Annotated in this window: 20 protein-coding genes and 1 rRNA gene; 9 read left to right on the forward strand and 12 right to left on the reverse strand. The window is 62.6% G+C overall.

What is annotated here, in order from left to right; translation table 11 throughout:
- Nucleotides 1-61 precede the first annotated feature (61 nt).
- The 9 genes from bioB to VPH41_RS23310 all read right to left on the reverse strand — a co-directional run bounded on the left by bioB (nt 62) and on the right by VPH41_RS23310 (nt 10,236).
- A complete protein-coding gene (bioB, locus tag VPH41_RS23270; RefSeq protein WP_152258947.1) occupies nt 62-1,108 on the reverse strand; it encodes a biotin synthase BioB in 1,047 nt (348 codons plus the stop codon).
- A 32-nt stretch (nt 1,109-1,140) separates the two neighbouring features.
- Nucleotides 1,141-1,932, reverse strand: coding sequence for a dethiobiotin synthase (bioD, locus tag VPH41_RS23275; RefSeq protein WP_152284822.1), 792 nt, complete (start codon nt 1,930-1,932; stop codon nt 1,141-1,143).
- Nucleotides 1,922-3,118: an 8-amino-7-oxononanoate synthase gene (gene bioF / locus VPH41_RS23280; protein ID WP_328571645.1), complete on the reverse strand. Its 1,197-nt coding sequence runs from the start codon at nt 3,116-3,118 to the stop codon at nt 1,922-1,924. The genes bioD and bioF overlap by 11 nt, the downstream gene beginning before the upstream one ends.
- A gap of 1 nt (nt 3,119) precedes the next feature.
- Entirely contained in the window at nt 3,120-4,448 is a 1,329-nt protein-coding gene (gene bioA / locus VPH41_RS23285) for an adenosylmethionine--8-amino-7-oxononanoate transaminase (protein ID WP_328571646.1), read from the reverse strand.
- A 46-nt stretch (nt 4,449-4,494) separates the two neighbouring features.
- Nucleotides 4,495-5,283 carry an enoyl-CoA hydratase/isomerase family protein gene (locus VPH41_RS23290; RefSeq protein WP_328571647.1) on the reverse strand — a complete coding sequence of 263 codons (789 nt, stop codon included), beginning with the start codon at nt 5,281-5,283 and terminating at the stop codon, nt 4,495-4,497.
- A 22-nt stretch (nt 5,284-5,305) separates the two neighbouring features.
- Complete coding sequence (locus VPH41_RS23295; RefSeq protein WP_099403917.1) at nt 5,306-6,928, reverse strand: carboxyl transferase domain-containing protein; 1,623 nt, start codon at nt 6,926-6,928, stop codon at nt 5,306-5,308.
- Between the two features lie 39 nt (nt 6,929-6,967).
- Nucleotides 6,968-7,420 carry a YchJ family protein gene (locus VPH41_RS23300; RefSeq protein WP_328571648.1) on the reverse strand — a complete coding sequence of 151 codons (453 nt, stop codon included), beginning with the start codon at nt 7,418-7,420 and terminating at the stop codon, nt 6,968-6,970.
- Nucleotides 7,421-7,512: 92 nt separating this feature from the next.
- Nucleotides 7,513-8,799, reverse strand: a complete 1,287-nt coding sequence (locus VPH41_RS23305; RefSeq protein WP_328571649.1) for a D-amino acid dehydrogenase — start codon at nt 8,797-8,799, stop codon at nt 7,513-7,515.
- Between the two features lie 81 nt (nt 8,800-8,880).
- Nucleotides 8,881-10,236: a serine hydrolase domain-containing protein gene (locus VPH41_RS23310; protein ID WP_328571650.1), complete on the reverse strand. Its 1,356-nt coding sequence runs from the start codon at nt 10,234-10,236 to the stop codon at nt 8,881-8,883.
- Nucleotides 10,237-10,463: 227 nt separating this feature from the next.
- Between VPH41_RS23310 and VPH41_RS23315 the strand changes: the two genes are divergently transcribed.
- On the forward strand, nt 10,464-11,204 hold the full coding sequence (locus VPH41_RS23315) for a GntR family transcriptional regulator (RefSeq protein WP_152258956.1): 741 nt from the start codon (nt 10,464-10,466) through the stop codon (nt 11,202-11,204).
- Between the two features lie 2 nt (nt 11,205-11,206).
- On the opposite strand, the gene VPH41_RS23320 is transcribed toward VPH41_RS23315, so the two are convergent.
- A complete protein-coding gene (locus VPH41_RS23320) occupies nt 11,207-12,340 on the reverse strand; it encodes a nuclear transport factor 2 family protein (RefSeq protein WP_328571651.1) in 1,134 nt (377 codons plus the stop codon).
- A 143-nt stretch (nt 12,341-12,483) separates the two neighbouring features.
- On the reverse strand, nt 12,484-13,671 hold the full coding sequence (locus tag VPH41_RS23325; RefSeq protein WP_328571652.1) for a helix-turn-helix transcriptional regulator: 1,188 nt from the start codon (nt 13,669-13,671) through the stop codon (nt 12,484-12,486).
- A gap of 57 nt (nt 13,672-13,728) precedes the next feature.
- Here VPH41_RS23325 and VPH41_RS23330 point away from each other — a divergent pair, with 57 nt between their 5' ends.
- From VPH41_RS23330 to VPH41_RS23360, 7 genes are all read left to right on the forward strand, one after another.
- Entirely contained in the window at nt 13,729-14,610 is an 882-nt protein-coding gene (locus VPH41_RS23330; RefSeq protein WP_328571653.1) for an N-acetylmuramic acid 6-phosphate etherase, read from the forward strand.
- Nucleotides 14,611-14,655: 45 nt separating this feature from the next.
- Nucleotides 14,656-15,966 (forward strand): MFS transporter, encoded by a 1,311-nt coding sequence (locus VPH41_RS23335; RefSeq protein ID WP_328571654.1) that lies wholly within the window; start codon nt 14,656-14,658, stop codon nt 15,964-15,966.
- A gap of 90 nt (nt 15,967-16,056) precedes the next feature.
- On the forward strand, nt 16,057-17,718 hold the full coding sequence (locus tag VPH41_RS23340) for a glycoside hydrolase family 10 protein (RefSeq protein WP_328571655.1): 1,662 nt from the start codon (nt 16,057-16,059) through the stop codon (nt 17,716-17,718).
- A 93-nt stretch (nt 17,719-17,811) separates the two neighbouring features.
- The gene (locus VPH41_RS23345) at nt 17,812-18,759 is read left to right on the forward strand and encodes a BadF/BadG/BcrA/BcrD ATPase family protein (protein ID WP_328571656.1); all 948 of its coding nucleotides are present in this window, start codon (nt 17,812-17,814) and stop codon (nt 18,757-18,759) included.
- Between the two features lie 30 nt (nt 18,760-18,789).
- Nucleotides 18,790-19,590 carry an N-acetylmuramoyl-L-alanine amidase gene (locus VPH41_RS23350; protein WP_152258963.1) on the forward strand — a complete coding sequence of 267 codons (801 nt, stop codon included), beginning with the start codon at nt 18,790-18,792 and terminating at the stop codon, nt 19,588-19,590.
- An 83-nt stretch (nt 19,591-19,673) separates the two neighbouring features.
- A complete protein-coding gene (locus VPH41_RS23355; protein WP_099408255.1) occupies nt 19,674-20,576 on the forward strand; it encodes a LysR family transcriptional regulator in 903 nt (300 codons plus the stop codon).
- Nucleotides 20,576-21,190 carry a M15 family metallopeptidase gene (locus VPH41_RS23360; RefSeq protein WP_328571657.1) on the forward strand — a complete coding sequence of 205 codons (615 nt, stop codon included), beginning with the start codon at nt 20,576-20,578 and terminating at the stop codon, nt 21,188-21,190. The genes VPH41_RS23355 and VPH41_RS23360 overlap by 1 nt, the downstream gene beginning before the upstream one ends.
- Here VPH41_RS23360 and VPH41_RS23365 read toward each other — a convergent pair whose 3' ends face one another.
- Complete coding sequence (locus tag VPH41_RS23365) at nt 21,191-22,570, reverse strand: sodium-dependent transporter (RefSeq protein WP_328571658.1); 1,380 nt, start codon at nt 22,568-22,570, stop codon at nt 21,191-21,193.
- A 481-nt stretch (nt 22,571-23,051) separates the two neighbouring features.
- On the opposite strand from VPH41_RS23365, the gene VPH41_RS23370 reads away from it, so the two are divergent.
- A 16S ribosomal RNA gene (locus VPH41_RS23370) occupies nt 23,052-23,136 on the forward strand; the annotation flags it as partial.

Raw genomic sequence — 23,136 nt, forward strand, 5'->3', positions numbered from 1 at the left:
GTTTAACCCAAAAGCAAAAGCTGGGGTCAGACCCGGCGGGTCTGACCCCGGTTGACTTCGATCAGCAGCCGCACTTCTCTTTCTGCACCGAGTCCAGCATGGCGCCGCGCGTTTGCAAGCCCAGTTTATTCAACAGGGTGCGGTCGTCTTCCGCTTCCGGGTTGTCGGTGGTGAGCAGCTTGTCGCCGTAGAAGATGGAATTGGCGCCGGCCAGGAAGCACATGGCTTGCACGGCTTCGCCCATCTGGCGGCGGCCCGCCGACAAGCGCACGCGCGCCTTCGGCATGGTGATGCGGGCCACGGCGATGGTGCGCACGAATTCGAACGGATCGAGCGCTTCCAGGCCGTACATCGGCGTGCCTTCCACCTGCACCAGGTGGTTGACGGGTACCGATTCCGGATAAGGATTCAGGTTCGCCAGTTGGGCGATCAGGCCCGCGCGCTGCAAGCGCGTTTCGCCCATGCCGACGATGCCGCCGCAGCATACCTTCAAGCCCGCTTCGCGCACGCGGCCCAGGGTATCCAGGCGATCCTGGTATTCGCGCGTGGAGATGACGTTGTCGTAGAACTCGGGCGCCGTATCGAGGTTATGGTTGTAGAAATCGAGGCCCGCGTTTTTCAGGCGGTCGGCTTGTCCCTCTTCCAGCATGCCCAGGGTGGCGCAGGTTTCCAGGCCCAGCGCTTTTACCTTGCTGACCATCTCTTCGACTTTTTCCATGTCGCGCTCTTTCGGGCTGCGCCAGGCGGCGCCCATGCAGAAGCGCGTGGCGCCGTTGGCCTTGGCCTGGCGGGCTGCGTCGAGCACCGTGTCGATGTCGAGGATTTTTTTCGCTTCCACGCCCGTGTCGTAGCGGGCCGCCTGCGGGCAGTAGCCGCAGTCTTCCTCGCAGCCGCCCGTCTTGATCGACAGCAGGGTTGCCAGTTCCACGTCGCCGTCCGGGAAGTTGGCGCGGTGGGTTTGCTGGGCCTGGAACATCAGGTCATTGAATGGCAGGTCGAACAGGGCCAGTACGTCGGCGACGGGCCAGGTGGCCGCTTCCGGCACGGTGATGCGCGCCGCAGGGCGGTGCAGTTCGACGGTTTTTGCTGCTTCTTGGACGTGAGACATGGTGATTCCTTCGTTTCTATTTTTGGATACGTTCAGTTGTTTGGATGCTGCGCCGGCCAGTTGGGCAAGCCGGTGAAATCGAGATAGGCGGCCGCCGCTTCCGCGCTGGGCTGCGCCAGGCGCGGCACCCTGCCAAGCAGCGGCGCCGGAATGCGCTCGATCAGCGCATCGATATTTTCGTCGAGGAAGCGCATTTCCATTTCCAGGGTGTTGGCGACCCAGCCGACGACGCGCAAGCCGCGCGCTTCGATGGCCTCCACCGTCAGCAAGGCCTGGCTGATGCAGCCCAAGCGCATGCCGACCACGAGGATCACGGGCAGGTCGAGCTGCTGCGCCAGGTCGGCCGAATCGAAACCGGGCGACAGCGGCACGCGGAAGCCCCCCACGCCTTCGACCACCACGGCGTCCGAGGCGGCGGCGATTTCCAGGTAGGCGGCCAGGATGGGCACGGACTCGATGCTCACGCCTTCGAGCGCGGCGGCGATGTGCGGCGCCGCCGGTTCCTTCAGCATGTAGGGCGTGGTCAGGCTGCGCAGCATGGTGACGTTGCCGGCGGCGATCAGGCTGTCGGCGTCTTCATTATGCAGCTCGCCGTCGCGCATTTCTGCGCCGGCGGCGACAGGTTTCATGCCGCAGGCGCGCACGCCGCGCGCGACCAGCGCATGCAGCAGGGCCGACGACGTCAATGTCTTGCCGATTTCCGTGTCGGTGCCGGTGACGAAACAGGCAAAGTGCGATGGCAGGCCGGTGGCGGCGGGCGCGGGCTGCACGGCCGGCGCCAGGTCCGCCAGCACCTCGGCCACGATGGGGTCATCAAGGCTCATGGCGAGTCCTTTCGAGGGTGTTGACTGCGTTGATCAATTGCGCCACTTCCTGCGCCGTGTGGCCGGCCGACAGGGTCACGCGCAGGCGCGCCGTACCGGCTGGCACGGTGGGCGGGCGGATGGCGCCGACCCACAGGCCCTGTTCGTACAGGGTGGCGGCGATGGCCATCATTTCCGCATTGTCGCCGACGATGACGGGCTGGATGGCGGAGAGCGACGGCAAGGCTTGCCAGCGCTGCAGCTGCAAGCCTTCGTTCCATTGCGCCACCAGCGCCGCCAGGTGGGCGCGGCGCTGCCGGCCTTCTTCGCCGGCGATGATGTCCAGGCTGGCCAGCAGCGCATGCGCGAGCGCGGGCGCCGCTGCCGTGGTGAAGATGTATGGGCGCGCCTTTTGTATCAGGGTGTCGATCACGGCTGCGTGGGCGCACACAAAGGCGCCGCCCACGCCGGCAGACTTGCCCAGGGTGCCCACATATACGAGGTAGGGCGAATGCAGGTCGAAGTGTTCCAGTGCGCCCCGGCCGTTCTCGCCCAGCGCGCCGAAACCGTGCGCGTCGTCGACCACCAGCCAGGCGCCGTGCTGCTCGCACAGGGCCAGCAGCGCGGGCAGCGGCGCCAGGTCGCCATCCATGCTGAAGACGCTGTCGGTGACGACGATTTTCGTCTGTGCCGTGCTGGCCGCCAGCAGGGCCGCCAGGGCATCGAGGTCCGCATGCGGATACACGCGCGTTTTCACGCGGGCCAGGCGCGTGCCGTCGATCAGCGAAGCGTGGTTCAGCGCTTCCGAAAAAATCTCGGTCTCCGCATCGCCCGCCGACAGGGCCGTCAGCACAGCTAAATTGGCCATGTAGCCGGTGCAGAAATACAGGGCGCGCGCGTGTTCCAGGTTGGCGCCCACGAACGCGGCCAGGCGTTCTTCCAGCTGCGCGTGGGCGCGGCTATGGCCGCTGATCAGGTGCGAAGCGCCGCTGCCGGCGCCATACAGGTCGGCGCCCTCTTTCAGCGCCGCCACGATGCGCGGATGCGACGCCAGGCCCAGGTAGTCATTGCTGCAAAAGGCCAGCATGTCGCGGCCGTCCACCGTCAGGCGCGGCGCGCACGGCGTGTCAACGGTGCGCCGGCGGCGGATCAGGCTGCGCTCTTCCAGCCCTTGCAGCTGCTGTTGTAATCGGGCGATCAGTTCCATCTCAGGCCCCGATCACATGGTTGAAGACGGCCAGGGTCTGCTGGCCCAGGCCCGCGATTTCTGCGTCGTCGAGGATGTACGGCGGCATCAGGTAGACGGTGGAGCCGATGGGGCGCATCAACAGTTCGTGTTCCAGCGCCGTGCTGAAGAAGCGGCGCGAGAAATCGGGCGCCGCATCGACGGCGTCAAACGCCCAGATCATGCCCTGCTGGCGGAAATTGTGTACTTTTTCATGCTGCGCCAGCGGCGCCAGCGCTTGCGTGATTTTGGCGGCGCGCACCCGGTTGGCCGACAGCACATCGTCTTCCTCGAAGATGGAGAGCGTCGCCAGCGCTGCGCGGCAGGCCAGCGGGTTGCCCGTGTACGAGTGCGAATGCAGGAAGCCGCGGCGCACGTCGGTGCTGTAGAACGCCTGGTAGATGTCTTCGCGCGTCATCACCAGGGACAGGGGCAGGTAGCCGCCGCTGATGCCTTTCGACAGGCAGACGAAGTCGGGCCAGATGCCGGCCTGTTCGCAGGCAAAGAAAGTGCCCGTGCGGCCGCAGCCGACGGCGATTTCATCGAGGATCAGGTGGACTTGATAGCGGTCGCACAGGGCGCGCACCAGCGACAGGTACAGCGGGTCGTGCATGGCCATGCCGGTGGCGCACTGCACCAGCGGTTCGATGATGATGGCGGCGATTTTTTCGGATTTTTGCTGGAACAGGCGTTCTACGTCGGCGGCGGCGCGGCGCGCCACGTCCTGCGCCGTTTCGCCTTCGGCCGCCTGGCGGAAGTCGGGCGACATCACCGTCTGCGTTGCCCGCAGCAAGGGGCCATAGGCATCCTTGAACAGGGCCACGTCCGTGACGGCCAGGGCGCCGATGGTTTCGCCGTGGTAGCTGCCTTTCAAGCAGACGAATTCCTGCTTGTCGCCCTTGCCGCTGTTGCGCCACGCGTGAAAGCTCATTTTCAGGGCGATTTCCACGGCCGAGGCGCCGTCGGACGCATAAAAACTGTGACCGAGCACGCCGCCGGTCAATGCGGAGAGTTTTTCCGACAGCTCGATCACGGGTTCATGCGTGAAACCGGCCAGCATCGCGTGTTCCAGCCGGTCCAGCTGGTCCTTCAGTTCCGCATTGATGCGGGGATTCGCGTGGCCGAACAGGTTCACCCACCAGGAGCTGATGGCGTCCAGGTAGCGTCGGCCTTCGTGGTCGTACAGCCAGGCGCCGCGGCCATGGCTGACGGGGATGAGGGGAACCGTCTCGTGGTGCTGCATTTGCGTGCACGGATGCCACACGCTGCGCAGACTGCGTTCGACCCAGCCCGATTGTTTTTCTGCTTTCAAAACTGCTCCAATGAATATTCTTGGTCCATGAGCTCTGGACTATTAACTAGCCCATGAGCCAACTCGGCTTGCGCTTGTCGAGGAACGATTGCACGCCTTCGCGTCCCTGCTCCGAGGCGCGGATCTGCGCGATGCGCTCGGCGGTGTCCGCCAGCAGCGCATCGTCGACGGGTTGGCCGACGATCTCGCGCACCAGCGTTTTCGCTTGCGCTACGGCGTGCGGGCTGTTGCTCGTCAGCGCTTTCAGCACTTCGGCGGTTTTCGCGTCCAGTGCGTCGCCAGCGACTACCTCGTGGGCAAAGCCGATGCGCAGCGCCTCTTGCGCGGAGAATCGCTCCGCGGTCAGGAAATAGCGGCGTGCCGCGTTTTCGCCCATGGCCTTGATGACATACGGTGAAATAGTGGCGGGAATCAGTCCCAGCCGCACTTCGCTCAGGCAGAAATGCACGTCTTCCGCAGCCAGAATGATATCGCATGCGGCGACGAGGCCCATGCCGCCCGCATAACAGTCGCCCTGGATCTTCGCCACGACGGGTTTCGGGCACAGGTAAATCGTGCGCAGCATCTGCGCCAGCTGCAGCGCGTCGGCCTGGTTTTCGGCATGCGTGTAGCCTGCCATCTTCTTCATCCAGTTCAGGTCCGCGCCGGCGCAGAAGGCGGCGCCATTGGCCGCCAGCACGATGGCGCGCACCATGTCGCTGCGTCCCAGTCCCTCGAAGGCGCGCGCCAGTTCTGCGATCGTCGTCTCGTTGAAGGCGTTGCGCACGTCGGGGCGGTTCAGGGTCACGGTGGCGACATTGCCCTCGATGACCAGTTTTAAGGTTTCAAATTCCATGGTTTTCTCCCTTGCCTGCCGATTACATGCGGAATACGCCGAACTTCGTGTCCGGGATTTCCGCGTTGAGCGCGGCCGACAGGCCCAGGCCCAGCACCATGCGGGTGTCGGCCGGGTCGATCACGCCGTCGTCCCACAGGCGCGCGGTGGCGTAGTACGGGTGGCCCTGGTGTTCATATTGATCCTTGATCGGCTGCTTGAAGGCCGCTTCCTCGTCCGCGCTCCATGCGCCGCCCTTGCCTTCGATGCCGTCGCGCTTGACGGTGGCCAGCACGGACGCGGCCTGGTCGCCGCCCATGACGGAAATGCGCGCATTGGGCCACATCCACATGAAGCGGGGCGAAAACGCGCGGCCGCACATGCCGTAGTTGCCGGCGCCGAAGCTGCCGCCGATGATCACCGTGAACTTCGGCACGGCGGCCGTCGCCACGGCCGTGACCATCTTGGCGCCATTGCGGGCGATGCCCTCGTTTTCGTATTTGCGGCCCACCATGAAGCCCGTGATGTTTTGCAGGAAGACGAGCGGGATCTTGCGCTGGCAGCACAATTCGATGAAATGCGTGCCTTTCAGGGCCGACTCGGAGAACAGGATGCCGTTGTTGGCGATGATGCCGACTTTGACGCCGTAGATGTGCGCGAAGCCGCAGATCAGGGTGGTGCCGTAGCGGGCCTTGAATTCGTCGAAATCGCTGCCGTCGACGATGCGCGCGATCACTTCCCTCACGTCGAACGGCTTGCGCGTATCGACGGGGATCACGCCATACAGTTCCTGCGTCGGGTATTTGGGCTCGACGGATGCGCGCAAGTCCATCTGCTGCGGTTTTTTGCGGTTCAGGTTTGAGACGATGGTGCGCGCCAGCGACAGTGCATGCAGGTCGTTCTGCGCCAGGTGGTCGACCACGCCGGACAAACGCGTGTGCACGTCGCCGCCGCCCAGGTCTTCGGCCGTCACCACTTCACCGGTGGCCGCTTTCACCAGCGGCGGGCCGCCGAGGAAAATCGTGCCCTGTTCCTTGACGATGATCGATTCGTCGCTCATGGCCGGCACATAGGCGCCGCCCGCCGTGCAAGAACCCATCACCACGGCGATTTGCGGGATGCCCTTGGCCGACAGGTTCGCCTGGTTGTAGAAGATGCGGCCGAAATGGTCGCGGTCGGGGAAGACGTCGTCCTGGTTCGGCAGGTTGGCGCCGCCCGAATCGACCAGGTAGATGCAGGGCAGGTTGTTCTGGTCGGCGATTTCCTGGGCGCGCAAATGCTTTTTCACCGTCATCGGGTAGTAGGTGCCGCCCTTGACGGTGGCGTCGTTGCAGACGATGACGCATTCCTGGCCCGAGACCCTGCCGATGCCCGTGATGATGCCGGCGGATGGCGCCGCATCGACGCCTTTGGCGTCCTGGTACATGGCGTAGGCCGCCATCTGGGAAAACTCGAGGAAGGGCGTGCCGGGATCGAGCAGCATCTGCACGCGGTCGCGCGGCAGCAGCTTGCCGCGCGCCAGGTGCTTGGCAGCGGCTGCCTCGCCGCCGCCGGCCGCGATTTTCTCGACCTTGTCGCGCAGATCGTCGACGATGGCTTGCATGGCCGCGGCATTGGCCTTGAAATCTTCACTGCGCGGATTGAGTTTGCTTTCGATGTGCGGCATTGCGGTTCCTTTTATTATCGCCCGGTCTCTCGGGTCGCGCTATTCGGGAAAACTGCCGTCGAGATAAAACCAGCGCAGGGCGCCATCGCCGCGCTGGTCCGCCTCGCGCACGAAGCGGCTCACTTCATGCAGGCGGTGCGCGCGGCCGTTGACCTTGTAGCGGGCCACGAATTCCACGCTGTCGCGGTATATCTCTTCGGCTTGATCTGCTGATTCTGCTTTACGTTGACGTAAACGTAAAGCAGATTTTACCTCAAGTCCCAGCCAGTGGACTTTTTCTTCTTCGGCAAACAAGGCGTCGGCGGGACAGGTGCTGGCATGCCAGGTGGCGCGCAGATACGCTTCATCGCGCAAGGTGAAGGCCGTGTAGCGCGAACGCATCAGGGCTTCGGCCGTGGGCGGCACGGCATCGCCCGCGATATACGGGCCGCAGCAGCTGGCGTAGGAGGCGCCGCCACAGGGGCAGGCGGCAGATTTCGGGGATGTGGGCATGCGCTGGCTATCAGGAACGGAAAAAGGGAACAGGAAAGTTCCGCAATTATCCGCCATAACGGCGGCGCCGGTCGCCGCCGCTGCCCGTCCGCCTATTTGCGCGGGCTGAGGAAGTCCAGCGCGAACGGCGGCGCCTTGCCGGCCATGAGATCGGCCAGGATGCGCGCCGTGCCGGCGGCAAAGGTAAAGCCCAGCGGGCCATGGCCCACGTTCAGCCACAGGTTCGCGTATTTGCTGGCGCCCACCAGCGGCGCGCTGTTCGGCGTGGCGGGGCGCAGGCCGGCCCAGGCCGTGGCCTGGTCGTAATCGGCGCCGTGCGGCATGGCTTCGCGCGCCAGCCGCGTCAGGCCGGCGATGCGGCCCCAGTCGATGCTGTTGTCGGCGCCCACCATGTCGACCATGGCGGCCACGCGCAGGTCGCCCTTGATGCGTGCATACAGCACCTTGCGCTCGAAATCCGTGATGCTGATCTCGGGCGCCTGGTCTTGCGCGCGGATGGGCGCCGTCAGGCTGTAGCCTTTCAGCGGATACAGGGGCAGGTAGATCCCCGCCGTGGCGGCCAGGTCACGGCTCTGGATGCCGGCCGCCAGCACATAGTGATCTGCCTGCAGCAGGCCCAGGCTGGTGTCGACGCCCGTGATCCTGCCCTTGTGCGTGACGAGGCGGCGCGCCTCGCCTTTCAGCAGGAGCGAGCAGTTCGGATGCTGCAGCAAACGCGCTTCCAGCGCCAGGCAAAAGGCGTGGCAATCGGCCACTGCCTCGCCCTGCGTGAAAATGCCGCCGGCCAGGGCGCCCTGCAGGGCCGCCAGCGCCGGTTCGCGCTGCACGGCTTCAGACGGCGACAGGACGAGGCGCGCCTCTTCCGATTCCGGCCGCGCCACGGCCCGCTGAAAGATGGCGGGCGTGCGGTAGACGATGAGCTTGCCTGCATCGCGCCAGGCATATGCTTCCGGCGGCACCGTCAATTCCAGCTGAGCCATGCCGGCGCGGCTCCATTCGCCCAATTGCAGCAGCTTGGCCGTCGTGCGCGCATTGCTGGCGCTGTTGCAATTGCGCAAGAAACTGGCCATCCAGCGCCATTGGCGCCAGTCCGCTTCGGGACGGAAGCGCAGCGGGCCGTCTTTCTGCAGCAGCCATTGCAGGGCCTTGAAGGGGATGCCCGCATCGGCCAGCGGCGCCACATAGCGGTAGCTGAGCTGGCCGCCATTGCGGTAGCTGGCGGCAATCGCCACTTGTTCGTTGCGTTCCAGTACCGTGACCTTGTAGCCGGCCTCGGCCAGCCACCAGGCCGATGTCAGACCGACGATGCCGCCGCCGATGATGATGACTTGTTGCTGCATGTTGCCTCGCTGCGTTGCGCTCCCATGGTGCGAGAGCATTCGGGAAGAGCTTAGAGGCTGGCCGCCAACGCAGCCAATGAAACATCATGGTGCAGCCATAACTTTCAGGAATGCACCATTTCAATGCAAGGATTCATTGTTGGCAATCGCACCACGGTAGAGCGCGGTGAGTATCCGCTCTTCGCTGCGCCCCATGGCGGAATACGTGCCCGCATGCTGCGCGGGGTCGCTGCCCGTGCCGCCCACCAGCATCACCATGCCATTCCGGTTCTTGAAATCGAGCACGAAGGCGGACACCAGCCCATACGCGTCGCCCAAGTGGCCCACGGCCGTGAAGCTGGCGCCCTCGGCCAGGCCATTGCCCTGCCCCGCCACCGCATCGAACTGCTGGTTGCCCAGGCCCCAGGCGCGGTACAGGCCCCGCTCGCTGGCGCCATTGCCGGCGTCTGGCGCCAGCTGCCATTGCCGGCCAAACATCAGGGCGATGCTGGCTGGCTGCAATAGTTGCTTGCCCTGATGGCGGCCACCGTCGAGCAGCATCTGCATGACCTTGCCCAGCCCCGCGGCGGAGATGCGCAAGCCGCCCGTGGGACTGAAGACGGTGGCGTTGCTGCCGATCGCATAGTGCGCCAGGCCGGCCGGCGCGTTGGGCGCGCGGGCGTGGAAATCGTCGGCCTGGGCAATCCAGGGACCTGCCGGCCGCCACACTTCCGTGTCCAGCGTGCGCTTGCGGTACAGGGTGGCCGTATTGGCCACCTCGTCCGCGGAGAAGGCGGCCGGGTTGTAGCCGCCGCGCACATCGAGGGGATCGAGCAGCAGGCGCCGCATCAGCAAGTCGAAGCGCTCGCCCGTGACCTTTTCCATCACGGTGCCGATCACGCCCCAGTTCAGGTTGGCATACGTGAAATAGCGGCCCGGTGCCGCGGCCGCATCCCACATGAGGTCGCCGCCTGCTGTAAACACGTCGCGCAAGCTGCGCTCGGGACCCCAGGCATAGCCGCCCGCGTCGCGCAAGGAGGATGTGTGGCTGAGCAGGCTGCGCAGGGTCAGCGGCTGCTGGGGAAAGTGCGGGTTGCGCAGGGAAAAGCCCAGATAGACGCCCACGTCCTGGTCCAGGCTCAGCTTGCCCTGCTCGACCAGGCGCATCAGGCCCAGGGTGGTCATCATCTTCGAGACGGAAGCGATGCGGAACAGGGTGGCCGGCGTCACGGGCAAGCTGTCCGCCGGCGTGGCGCCCATGTGCCGGTAGCCGAATTGCTGCTGATACGACACCTTGCCCTGGCGGATGGCCAGCACGGACAGGCTGGCCAGCGGGTGGGCCGGGTCGTCGACGATGGCGGCCAGCGTGGCATCGAGCGTGCGCGGCTGGCCGTCCTGTCCCGTCGTGTCGGCGCCGCTGCCGGGCGGTGCGGCCAGCGCGGTCCAGGTCGTGCCCAGTAGCAGCAAGCCCAGCAAACCCGTCATTTTATTGTGCATGTTTCCCTGTGTCGCAGTGTGGTGGAGGCGCCACCAGCATAGGCCGGGATGGTTTGCGACGCTAATGAAAATTGCTTATTTATCTATAATGCAAAGCTATACGTACGGTAAAACATTGTTTTTTTAAGTGTATAACCGTTATTTATGGTCATTTTCCATTTATTCATGGGTGGACGGGCTACGCGCAGGCGCCATCGCTATTACACTAGGAGGACAAGGAGAACTGTATGAGCCAGACCAGCGTAGAACTCAAGGTCGATTTAAATGACAATTCGCCTTTATATATGCAGATCGCCCGCAAGCTGAGCGATGACGTACGCAACGGCCGCTACCAGGTAGACCAGGCCCTGCCATCCGAACGTACCCTGTCCGAACTGCTCGACGTATCGCGCGTGACTGCCCGCAAGGCCATCGATCAATTGGTCGAGCAAGGCCTCGTCGTGCGCCGCCGTGGGTCGGGCAACTATATTGCCCCGCGCATCGAGCAGCCGCTGTCGAACCTGTCGAGCTTTTCCGAGCAGCTGCAGCAGCGCGGCTACCGCCCCGGCTCGCGCTGGCTCAAGCGCGATGTTGTCATCGCCAGCAGCGATGAACAGCTGAGCCTGGGCCTGGCGCAGAACACGAAAGTGGCGCGCCTGGAGCGCTTGCGCCTGGCTGACGACGTGGTGATGGCGTATGAAGTGAGCGTGCTGCCGTTCAGCGTGGTGTCGGACCCGGGCGCCGTGGGCGACTCCCTGTACGAATACTTGAGCAGTATCAAGAAGGCGCCCGTGCGCGCCTTGCAGCACATCCGCGCCATGAATGCGACGGACGTGCTGGCCAAGCAGCTGGGCATCCCCGATGGGCAGGCCGTGCTGTTTATCACGCGCATCGCCTATCTGGAATCGGGCGAAGCGGTGGAACTCACGCATTCGTATTGCCGCAGCGATCATTACGACTTCGTGGCGGAAATGCGCCGCGCGCCGTAAATTTATTGCTCGATCAGGCGGATCATGGATTCCGCCACGCCAACGGACGATTCCCAGCTCATGCCCGTCACCAGCCGGCCATCGACCTCGACGTGACTCTTGCCGTTGGCGCCGTGCCTGAAGATGCCGCCATGGCCCTTGATGCTGGCTTCTGCCGAAAAGGGATAGGCCTTGTATACCGGCGATTCCTTGTTGAGAAACGCATCGGGGAACGAGGTGAGCACCTTGCCCTGGATGAGGAAAGTACCGTCACGTAGCTTCAGATTCTTGATGCCCTCGGTGCCATGGCAGATGGCCGCGATCACCCCACCCTGTTGTTCGTAGATACGCAAGGCGATGTCCTGCAGCGCCTTGTTTTCCGGGATGCCGACGATGGCCGCGCCGCCGCCGACGAAGGCCATGCCTGCATAGTCGTTTGCCTTGATCTCGGAGACGGGCTTGGTATGGGCCAGTGCCCACATGAAATCACTGTCGTACAGATGCTTCTTGAGCAGCTGGTCCGACGTGACGATCATTTCCAGGGGAATGGCGCCGCCCTCGGGACTGACGAAGTCGACGGTATACCCTGCTTTGCGAAATGCATCATAGGTATAGGCCAGTTCGGGAAAATTATTGCCTGCGTTAACCTTTGTACCCGGATATTGATGCACATTCGACACCACCAGCAGCACCTTGCGTGCCTGGCGCGGGGCTGCTGGCTCGCGATCTGCCGACTTGCTGACGATCTTCCAGTTGCCGGCGATCTTTTTCAACAGAAAGACATCCACATAGCGGACCCCTTGCTGGGGAATGTGGATCTCGGCCTTGGCGGTGGCCACCTTGCCGCTCACGTCGATCTTGATCAAGCGTCCGTGGCGCCCATTGAATTGCATTGCTTTCTCTTTGGAAAAGAGTTTGGCGTATTCGGGACCGCTCAACTCCCATTCCGCATCGTTTTTACCGTCCAGGTAAAGGCGGGAGCCTGCATAAAAGGCCTGGTTGATCTCCTCCTGTACGTTGAAACTGGTGCCATGCAGATACAGGCGCACGGTCTCCCGGATGGCATTTTCGTCCTGGTCTGCGGTTGCGGCGGTGCCGGCGGCGGTGATGCTTAACAAGCAACAGGCGAATACCGTTCGCAATAAAAACTGAATCATGGCTATACCTTCGAATGAAGAATGACGTTTATCGGAGCAACGACCGATGCTGGTCGCTGGTGCTCGATAATTTATCGAAGTGCCGGGGAATTGATGTCGCCAAACATGATTTCAGACTCCGGAATGGCGATTCCGGAGTGGTTTTACGCGGAAATGGCCCTGGCCGCCTGGCTGGATTGGGCGCGGAAGCTGGCGGGAGTCTGGCCAGTCACTTTCTTGAAGGTCGAGTAGAAGGTGGAACTGGAATTGAACCCGCAGCGTTCGGCAACGGTATCCATGTTCAATTGCGGCTCGTCGCTCAATACCTGTTTCGCTTCGGCGATACGGTATTCGTTGACGTAGGTAGTGAAGCTCTTGCCCAGCTTGTCATTCAGTACCTGAGACACCTGCGCCTGCGTGCATCCCGCCCGCTTGGCAAGTTGGGCCAGGGTCAGGTTCGGATTCAGATAGGATTGCTGCCCGCTCATCTGTTGTTCCAGCGCGGCCAGCACGGCAAGCGTATCTTCGTGCGCCAGGCGGTTATTCTGGTACTTCTGCCTGGGTTCGGATGGCGCCAGGCTTTCCTTTCTCAGCAGAAAGACCATGACCGCCACATGCAGCGAGAAGGTGAACGACAAGGCGCCGACAATATAGGACGTGAACGGCGTGCTCGCGTACGCCGCCAGCATGATACAGCTGCCTGCAAAAACGCTCAGCAGGAGCACGCTGCTGGTCGCCATCCGCTGTCCCTCGTTCCACCATGCACGGCGGCTTTGCCAGAGCAGCCTGGCGGTTGCCAGCAGGTAGCCTAGCCAGAACACATGAATGGCATGACTCGACAGGTCCCACACCGAACGGTACGCGGAATACGGAAAGGCAACGCCTATGCCGATCAGCAGAAAGGACAAGCCCAGATGCCAGCGCCATTGTTGTCCAGCAGGCAGTTGCGCGAGCCCGGCCACGAAAGCGCGCACATAGAGATAGGTCAAGGGACCGATCAGCAGGCAGGCCGACAGGCCCAGCTGGCGGAATTCGATGGCGATCGCCGGGTTGAAGTAGAGGAAGGCGGATTTGGCGGTGCGCACCCCGACGGCAAGCAGCAAGGCGCCCAGCATGCAGTCGGCCAGGCAGCGGGGCCGGCGGCTGAAAAAATAGACGGCCAGGAAAATGCCGTTGATGGCGCCAAGGGCGCTAAACAGGAACAGCAATTGGCGAGCGATCATGGGCGTGTCGTGGATGTTGGCGTCGAGCTGAAGTATAGACACAAACGGCACCGTATCGAAGTACAAGTAATACACCACGTTCCTGCACCAGCCATAAACTCCCGTTATGCCCGCCTGCCATCCTTTCATGGTTGATCCCGCTCGTTGGTATTAAACTGGTTTCACCTTCAACCATGTTCGAAAATCATGTTGAAAACTGAAACCCCGAGCCGGCGGCATCCGGATCTGGACCTGTATCCGGTGGAGCAACTGGTGGCGGCGCTGGTCGATGACCAGTTCTGGGCCGTCGAAGCCGTGCGGCTGGCCTCGCCGCAGATCGGGGCGGCCATCACGGCTGCCCTGCCCCGCATCGCTGCGGGCGGACGCCTGCTGTACGTGGGCGCGGGCACGTCGGGACGCCTGGGCGTGCTCGACAGCGTTGAATTGAATCCCACGTTTTCCTGGCCGCCCGAGCGGGCCGTCGCCATCCTGGCTGGCGGCACGGGCGCCATGTTCACGGCCGTCGAAGGGGCGGAAGATGATTTAGCGCAAGGCGAAAAGGATTTGCTGGCTCTGCAGCCGCAAGTCAATGACGTGGCGATCCTGCTGGCCGCGTCCGGCGCCACGCCGTATGTGCTGGGGGCGCTGCTGGCCGCGCGCAAGGCCGGCGCCTTGACCATCGGCATCGCCAACAATGTGGACACTCCCGTGGCGCACGAGGCGCACTGCGGCATCGTGCTCGATACAGGCGCGGAAGTCATTTCCGGCAGCACCCGCCTGAAAGCGGGCACGGCGCAAAAAATCACCCTGAACACGATTTCCAGTGCCTTGATGGTCGGTTTGCATAAAACTTACGGAAACTTGATGGTAGACTTGAAGCCGACCAACGCCAAGCTGATCTGGCGGGCGGTGCGTCTGACCATGCATGCCACCGGCGCCAGCGAAGTGCAGGCCAGGACCGTGCTGGAGCAATGCCAATTTCACGTCAAGGTGGCAATTGTTGCCTTGATCAAAAAAATCAACACAAACCAGGCACAGGCATTGTTGGCCGGCGCGGACGGCAGTGTGCGGGCGGCACTGGCGGCGTGATCCGATGGCGCGGCATTCTTCTGTCTGGGAGACCAAGAAGGATGTATGGAGCTTGTGAAACAAACCGCCCCGGCGCGCGCGAATAAGCCGTCAAATAAGCCGTGGCTGTGGATCCCCTCCCTGTATTTCGGCCAGGGTATCCCCTATGTCGTGGTCATGACCTTGTCCGTGATCATGTACAAGAACTACGGCTTTTCCAATACGGATATCGCGCTGTATACAAGCTGGTTGTACTTGCCCTGGGTCATCAAGCCCCTGTGGTCGCCCTTCATCGACATGTACCGCACCAAGCGTTTCTGGATCGTCGGCTTGCAGCTGGTGATCGGCGCCGCGCTGGCGCTGGTGGCCCTGACGACGTCCCTGCCCCATTTTTTCCAGATCAGCCTGGCCATCTTCTGGCTGATGGCGTTCAGTTCTGCCACGCATGATATTGCCGCCGACGGCTTTTATATGCTGGGCCTGGAAGAGCACCAGCAGGCCGCCTTCGTGGGCGTGCGCAGCACGTTTTATCGCCTGGCCATGATCGCGGGCCAGGGCGGCCTCGTGTATCTGGCCGGCTATCTGACGCATGCGACGGGCAATGTGCAGCTGGCCTGGTCCGTCGTGTTCGCCATTCTGGCGGGCTTGTTCATCGCCCTCTTCTTGTACCACTATTTCATTTTGCCCAAGCCCAAGGATGACCGGCCCAGCATCCAGGACGCCGGCGTGTCTCCGCTGCAAGAGTTCGTCGCCACGTTTGCCGCCTTCTTCAAGAAGAAGGATATCCTGGTCATCCTGGGCTTTTTGCTGCTGTTCCGCCTCGGTGAAGCGCAATTGCTGAAACTGGCCGCGCCTTTCCTGCTCGACCCCGTCGCCAAGGGCGGCCTGGGCCTCAGTACCGAGGATGTGGGTCTCGTCTACGGCACCATCGGCGTGATCGCCCTGACCCTGGGCGGCTTGCTGGGCGGATTCATCATCTCTCGCTTCGGCTTGAAACGCTGCCTGTGGATCATGGTGCTGTCCGTTCACTTGCCCGACCTGGTCTTCGTCTACCTGGCTACGGCCTTGCCCAGCAGCATCTACGTGATCGCCGGTGGCATTGCGTTGGAGCAATTCGGCTATGGCTTCGGCTTCGCCTCGTACATGCTGTACATGATCATGGTGTCCGATGGCGCGCATAAAACGGCCCATTACGCCATCTGCACGGGCTTCATGGCTCTGGGCATGATGTTGCCGGGCATGGCCAGCGGCTGGATTCAGCAAATGCTCGGCTACCAGCACTTCTTCATCTGGGTGTGCATCGCCACCATTCCCGCTTTCATCATGGCCGCGCTGGTCAAGATCGATCCCGAATTCGGCAAGAAGGCCAAGGCCTGATTCTTTTGAACTGTGCGCCCGCAAGGATGGCGGGCGCACAGTAAAATGCCCCACCGATAGACCTGCGCTCCACCACTGCAAGGAATTGTTTTGTTGTCTACTTTTAAAAAACGCCTGGGCGCCAGCGCGGGCGTGCTGGCCGCGCTGGCCACCGCCACATTGCTCAGCAGCTGTACCAGCACCAAGATGCCTTCCGCCGTGGCGCCAGGAGAAGCGGGCTTGCCGGCCGTGCCGCCCGTGCAGCACATTACGGGCGAAGTGCCGCCGCCGGCGCCGCGCGAGTTCCGCGCCGCCTGGGTATCGACGGTGGCCAATATCGACTGGCCTAGCCGCAGCAATTTGCCGGTCGCCAAGCAGCAAGCGGAAGCGCTGGCCATCCTCGACCGCGCCAAGTCCTTGAATCTGAACGCGATTGTGCTGCAGGTGCGGCCCAGCGCCGACACGATTTATCCTTCGCAGCTGGAGCCGTGGTCGGAGTATCTGACCGGCAAGCAAGGCCAGCCGCCGTTGCCCCTGTATGACCCGCTGGCCTTCTGGGTGGCCCAGGCGCATGCGCGGGGCCTGGAATTGCACGCCTGGTTCAATCCCTACCGCGCCCGCCACGCGACGGCCAAGTCGCCGCTGGCACGCGACAGTTTCGCGTCCACCAACCCGGCATCCGTCAAGCAATACGGCCGCTACCTGTGGATGGACCCGGGCGACGCCGCTGCCTCCAGGCACACGACGGACGTGGTGCTGGACGTGGTGCGCCGCTACGATATCGACGGCGTGCACATCGACGATTACTTTTATCCATATCCGATCGATGCGCCTGGCGCCGGCGCCGGCGCGGAAACGGCCGCGCTGGACGCGGGCAGTGGCGGCGCCAAGCGCGAACTGCCGTTTCCCGATGAGCCTTCCTGGCAGCAATATCTGCTGGCCGGTGGTCAGCTGGACCGCGCTTCCTGGCGCCGCCAGAACGTCAACCAGCTGATTGAAGCCTTGTATACAGGCATCCACCGCGAGAAGAGCTGGGTGCGTTTCGGCATCAGCCCGTTCGGCATCGGCCGTCCGGACCGCCGCCCTGCCGGCATCGTCGGCTTCAGCCAGTACGACAAATTGTATGCGGATGCGGAACTGTGGCTGGCCAAGGGCTGGCTCGATTACCTGTCGCCGCAGCTGTACTGGCCCGTGGCGCAGGCGCCGCAAGCGTTTGGCGTGCTGCTCGACTACTGGCTGGCGCAAAATCCGTATGGCCGCCACGTGTGGCCGGGTCTATATACGAGCCGGATCGACAATTCCGCCAAGTCCTTCACGCCGCAAGAGATCATCAAGCAGATCGAAGTGACGCGCACGCGCCCCGGCGCGAATGGCCAGGTGCATTTCAGCATGGTGCCGCTGATGCAGAACCGCAAAGGTGTCAGCGACCAGCTCAAGGCAACCGTGTATCAAAGCCCCGCCCTGATTCCCGCCACGCCGTGGCTGGGCAAGGAGGCGCCCGCTACGCCCGTGCTGGCCTTGCGCCGCGATTCCACCAGCCTGAACGTCAAATTGGCGGCGGGCGGCGGCAAACCCGTGGCGCAGTACGCCGTCTGGGCCCGCTACGGCGAAGACTGGCGTTTTACCGTGGTCACGGGCGTGCAAGGCGAGCTGACCCTGGTCGATGATGCCACTGGCAAAGTCAATGCGGTGGTCGTCAGCGCCGTGGATCGTCTCGGCAATGAAAGCCCCCGCGTCACCGTGCGCGAACCGTTTACGACGGCTGCCAAGTAACTTTGCCGTATCACCGGTAGTCCATAACCTGCAGGCATGAAACATGCGCAAGCTTTCATGCCTGCAAGCCCAGCTTGGCTTTACACTCATGCCATGATTTCCTTCCCTACAGCCAATAATGCAGCGCCCGTGCTGGGCCTGGGCATCGACGCGGGCGGCACGCAGACGCGCTGGGCCCTGGCCACCGTGGACGGCGCCATCGTGGCCGACGGCGCCGTGGAAGGCTTGTCTGCCTTGCAAATGAGCAGCGATGCGGGTCGCGCAGCCGTGCACGCCACGTTTACCCGGCTGTGCCAGGCCGTGCTGGCCATCGGCCAGCCCCGCGCCGTGGTGGCGGGCTTGACGGGTTTTGGCGGCGACGATGCGGCGCTGGCGCCCATGCTGGCAGAATTGCTGGCGCTGGACGCCAGCGACGTGCGCTTGGGCAATGATATCGACATCGCTTATCGCGACAGTTTTGAACCTGGCCAAGGTTATCTGGTCTACGCTGGCACGGGGTCGATCGCTGCCTGGATCGATGCGGATGGCGTGTTTCACCGCGCGGGCGGGCGTGGCGTGCTGCTCGACGATGGCGGTGGCGGCTACTGGATCGCGCGCGAAGCCTTGCGCCACATCTGGCGCGGCGAAGACGAGGCGCCCGGCAGCTGGCAAGGCTCTCCCATGGCCCAGGCCGTGTTTGCGCAACTGGGCGGCAGCGACTGGTCGCTGTCGCGTGCCTTCATGTATGGCCAGGACCGGGGCGCCATCGGCCGGCTGGCCCTGGCCGTGGCCGCCAGTGCGGAAGCCGACCCGCTGGCGCTGGACATCTTGCAGCGTGCGGGGCAGGAACTGGCGCGCTTGGCGCTGGCCCTGACGGCGCGCTACGGTCCCCGTCCCGTGGTGCTGGCGGGCCGCGCGGCGCAATTGCACCCGGCCATCGCGGCAGCCATGCGCGCCGCTTTGCCTGTATCGTTGACGATGGAGCAAAAAGTTGCTCGTTCGCATGAGGCCGCGGCCAAGCTGGCAGCGAGGACGGCCAGCTTGTATGCTGGCAAAGACTGACTATTTTATTAACCCGGACACGGATCTTTCATGAAAAAAATCGCCCTCGCCCTGCTGGTGGCCCTGCTCTCCGCCTGTACCACGCCCGCGCCGCACCTCGACCATAGCTTGAATGCGCGCAGCCAGAGCCCGCGCGTGAAATTCATCGTCATCCATTACACGGTCAGCGACCTGCCCCGCTCGATCAAGATCCTGACGGAACAAGTGGTCAGCAGCCATTATTTGTTGACCGACACGGACAAGCCGAAGTTTTACGTGCTGGTCGACGAATCGCGCCAGGCCAATCACGCGGGTGTAAGTAACTGGAAGACGTATACACAGTTGAATGTCAGCTCGATCGGCATCGAGATTGTCAACCCAGGCTACAAGGACACGCCGGAAGGCCGCCTCTGGTATCCATTCCCGCAGGCCCAGATCGATGAACTGATCCCCCTGTTGAAAGATATCCAGGCCCGCTACAACATCGCGCCGGAAAACATCCTGGGCCACAACGAGATCGCCCCGCAGCGCAAGCAGGACCCGGGCCCGTTGTTCCCATGGCGCCAGCTGGCCGATGCGGGCCTGATCGTGTGGCCGGACGCCAACCGTGTCGCCACGCAACGCCTGATTTTTGATCAGCAGGTGCCGGACGCCGTCTGGTTCCAGAAGAAGCTGGCCCAGCACGGTTATGCCACGCCGACTACAGGCGTGTTCGACGAAGCAACGCGCAATGTGCTGATCGCTTTCCAGATGAAATACCGCAACAAGCTGTTCGACGGCACGCCCGATGGCGAAACGGCGGCCCTGCTGGAAGTACTGACGACGCCGGCCCCGGCTGTTGCAACAAAGTAGCACGGCCGTTCCAGCCCATGACTTTTTCTTATATGCTGAACATGGACGGCCCTGGTGGCCACGGCAAGGTAAAGGAATAGCTCATGCGGCTGCGTCATATCGAAGTATTTCACGCCATCATGCAAGTTGGCACCATCAGCGGCGCGGCCCAGGTGCTGCATATCTCGCAGCCGGCCGTGACCAAGGTCTTGCAACATTGCGAATTGCAACTGGGCATGCCGCTGTTCGAGCGCGTGCGGGGCAAGCTGTACCCGAAGCCCGAGGCGCACCGTTTGTTTGTCGAGACGGAAAAACTCAACCGCGATTTATTGGGCATCCGCCGCCTGGCAGCCAGCCTGAAGGGCCATGCGGTGGAAACCATCCGCCTGGTGTCCACGCCGACGCTCGCCATCAGCGTCTTGCCGTTCGCCATGACGGAGTGGCGGCGCGACTTTCCCCACACGCGTTGCCAGCTGGCTACCCATCATACGGGTGAGATCGTCAATACCCTGCGCCTGGGTGAAGCGGACCTGGCCGTGTCGCTGCAAGACCCGCGCCATCCGGGTATCGTGGCCGAACCGATTGCGCAAGGCGTCATGACGGTGATCGCGCCTGCCGGCACCTGGCATGCGGCCGATTGCGGCACCCCGTTGACGGCGCATGGCCTGAACGGCGAGCTGATCGGCCATGCCGACAACGATCCGCTGGGCGAACTGGTGGTGGCCGCCTGCGAGGCGCAGGACATTCACCCCGTGTTTTCCACCGTGGTGCAGACCTATCAAATTGCCCGTTCCTTGGTGGAAGCGGGCGCCGGCATGGCCGTGGTCGATCCATTCACGGCTGCGTCCGGTTCACCCGAGCGGCTGCAGCGCCGGCCTTGGGCGCCCACGATCCCCATCCAACTGTATTTATTGACGGCGAGCCACTCGCCACTGTCGCATGGCGCGCGGCGCCTGGCCGACAGCATCGGCGTGGCGGCGCGCAATTGCCTGGAAAGAGGAGTCTGATGTCTGTTGCAAGTTTGCAATTGGAAGCGGTCGGCAGCGATCCGCAATTTCGCCACCTGAGCAGCATCGCCGGCATCGCCGTCGATTTGCGCTACGCCACGCCCGACAATTTCGTGGGCCGCGACTTATACAGCCCCATCGATTGCGCCTGGCTGCACCGCGACGCGGCCGCCGCGCTGGAACAGGCCGTGGCCTGGCTGGCCGCGCAGCGCCCCGACCATCATTTATTGGTGCTCGACGCCCTGCGCCCGCAGCGGGTGCAGCAGCAATTGTGGGATGCGCTGCAGGGAACGGAGTTGCTCGGTTATATCGCCGAGCCGTCGCGCGGCTCGATCCACTCGTTCGGCATGGCGCTCGACATCACCATCGTGGGTCCTGACGGACAGGAGCTGGATATGGGCACGGGTTTTGACGACCTGAGTGAGCGCTCGCACCCGGCACTGGAGCTGGTTTTGCTGGAAAAGGGGGAAATTACGGAGGAGCAAGTGGCGCATCGCCGATTGTTGCGCGACGCTATGTTCCAGGCGGGCTTCTTCGGCATCAACAGCGAATGGTGGCATTTCGATTGCGGCGACCGGGTGCTGGTGCGCCAGACCTACACCCGGGTACTCTGATCAGAAGACCTGTAAACCTTTCAGCATCACGATCAGGATCAGCACGGGCGAGACAAAGCGCAGCAGGAACAGCAGCACATGCGCCAGGGTTTTGTTTTGCAACTGGCCGTGATTGCTGATCGCTTCAATGAAATGCTGCTTGCCCCAAGCCCAGCCTGTAAACAAGGCAATCGCAATGCCGCCCACGGGCAGGAAGATATTCGACGAGACAAAGTCGAACAGATCAAACATATTCAAATTGAACAGCTTGAAATCGGCCAGGCTGCTGTTACTGAGGGCGCACACGGAACCGAGCACGGCCAGCAGCAGCATGGTCACGATGGTGGACTTGGTGCGCGTCCAACCGAAGCATTCGTGGAAAATCACCACGGGCACTTCCATCAGCGACAGCATTGCGCCCGTGGCGGCCACGGCGGCCAGGATGAAGAACACCACCATCAGGGCTTGTCCCATGGGAATTTGCGAGAACACGGCGGGGATGGTGATGAACACCAGCGACGGTCCCGCACTGGGGGCGAAGCCAAACGTGAACACGGCGGGGAAGATGGCGATGCCGGCCAGCATCGATACACCGAGGTCGGCCGCCATCACGCGCAAGGTGGTCACGGGGATATTCTGGTCATCGCGGAAATAGCTGCCGTAGGTCATCATCGTGCCCATGCCGACAGACAATTTGAAGAAGGCCAGGCCCATGGCCGTCAGCACGACGGACGCCGTCAGCTTGGAAAAATCGGGACGGAACAGAAACGCCAGGCCTTCGCCCGCTTTATCGAGCGACAGGCTGACCGCACAGAGCAGCAGCAGCAGCAGGAACAGCAGCGGCATCAGTTTCTTGGCGATCGCTTCGATGCCCTTGGTCACGCCCAGCATCAAGATGCCGCCAATAAATAGCAGCACGCCCCATTGCCAGAACAGCGATTGCCAAGGATTGCTGATCAGGGAGGCGAAGGCCGCTTCCGTCACCAGCTTGTCGCTGCTGAGGATGGAGCCGTCGATGGCCTTGGCGATATAGGCAAACACCCAGCCCACCACTTCCGAATAGAACGCGACGATCAGGAAGGCGGCGGCCATGCCGATGACGCCGACCAGCCACCAGGGCTTGCCCTTCGGTGCCAGCTGTTCCATGGTGGAAATCGGATTGACCTTGGCGCGGCGCCCCAGGGTGATTTCCGCGATCATCACGGGCAGTCCTACTAATAAGGTGGCGAGCAGATAGATGAGCAGGAAGCCGGCGCCGCCATTGGCACCCGTCAGGTAAGGGAATTTCCAGATATTGCCGAGACCGACTGCGGAACCGAGGGTGGCGGCGAGCACGCCGAAGCCAGTGGTAAAGCCAGCTCGTTTCAGGGTCAGGCCTGATCCTTGAGCTTGTTGTTTCATGGTGAATCTTCTATGGATGGACGCGGATTTGCGCTGAGGGGGCGAAATTGTAGCAGCTGGCCGCAAATACCCCGGAAAAGCCTTGCTTCTACAGGGGCGCTTTGCTATAGTTCGCCTCCCCAATGAGACGCACTAGTTTGCGGCACAAAAGGGACAGCCTTCCGGGGCTGGGTAGTAAAAAGAAGGAGTTGACGGACGTAGTAAATTGCTTCATACTATTCCTTCTTCGCAGCTGACAAACACAACGCTTTGTCGATAGCGCGAAAGCAGTACCGAATACAGTTCTTTAACAATTAACAGTCGATAAGTGTGGGCATTTGATGTAAGTGCAGCGCTGCGTAAGCAGCGTCAAACTTAAAATATCAAATGTTCACAAGAAATAATGAAATAGGATACTTCTTCGGAAGTAGCCTGTCAGTTTTTTGAGTGAGCGACCCATCAGCAATGATGGTGCCTGTAAAAGGGCAAAGTAACAGAGATTAAACTGAAGAGTTTGATCCTGGCTCAGATTGAACGCTGGCGGCATGCCTTACACATGCAAGTCGAACGGCAGCACGGAGCTTGCT

The sequence above is a fragment of the Janthinobacterium sp. P210006 genome (assembly GCF_036231885.1).
Taxonomy (GTDB): Bacteria; Pseudomonadota; Gammaproteobacteria; order Burkholderiales; family Burkholderiaceae_D; genus Janthinobacterium; species Janthinobacterium violaceinigrum.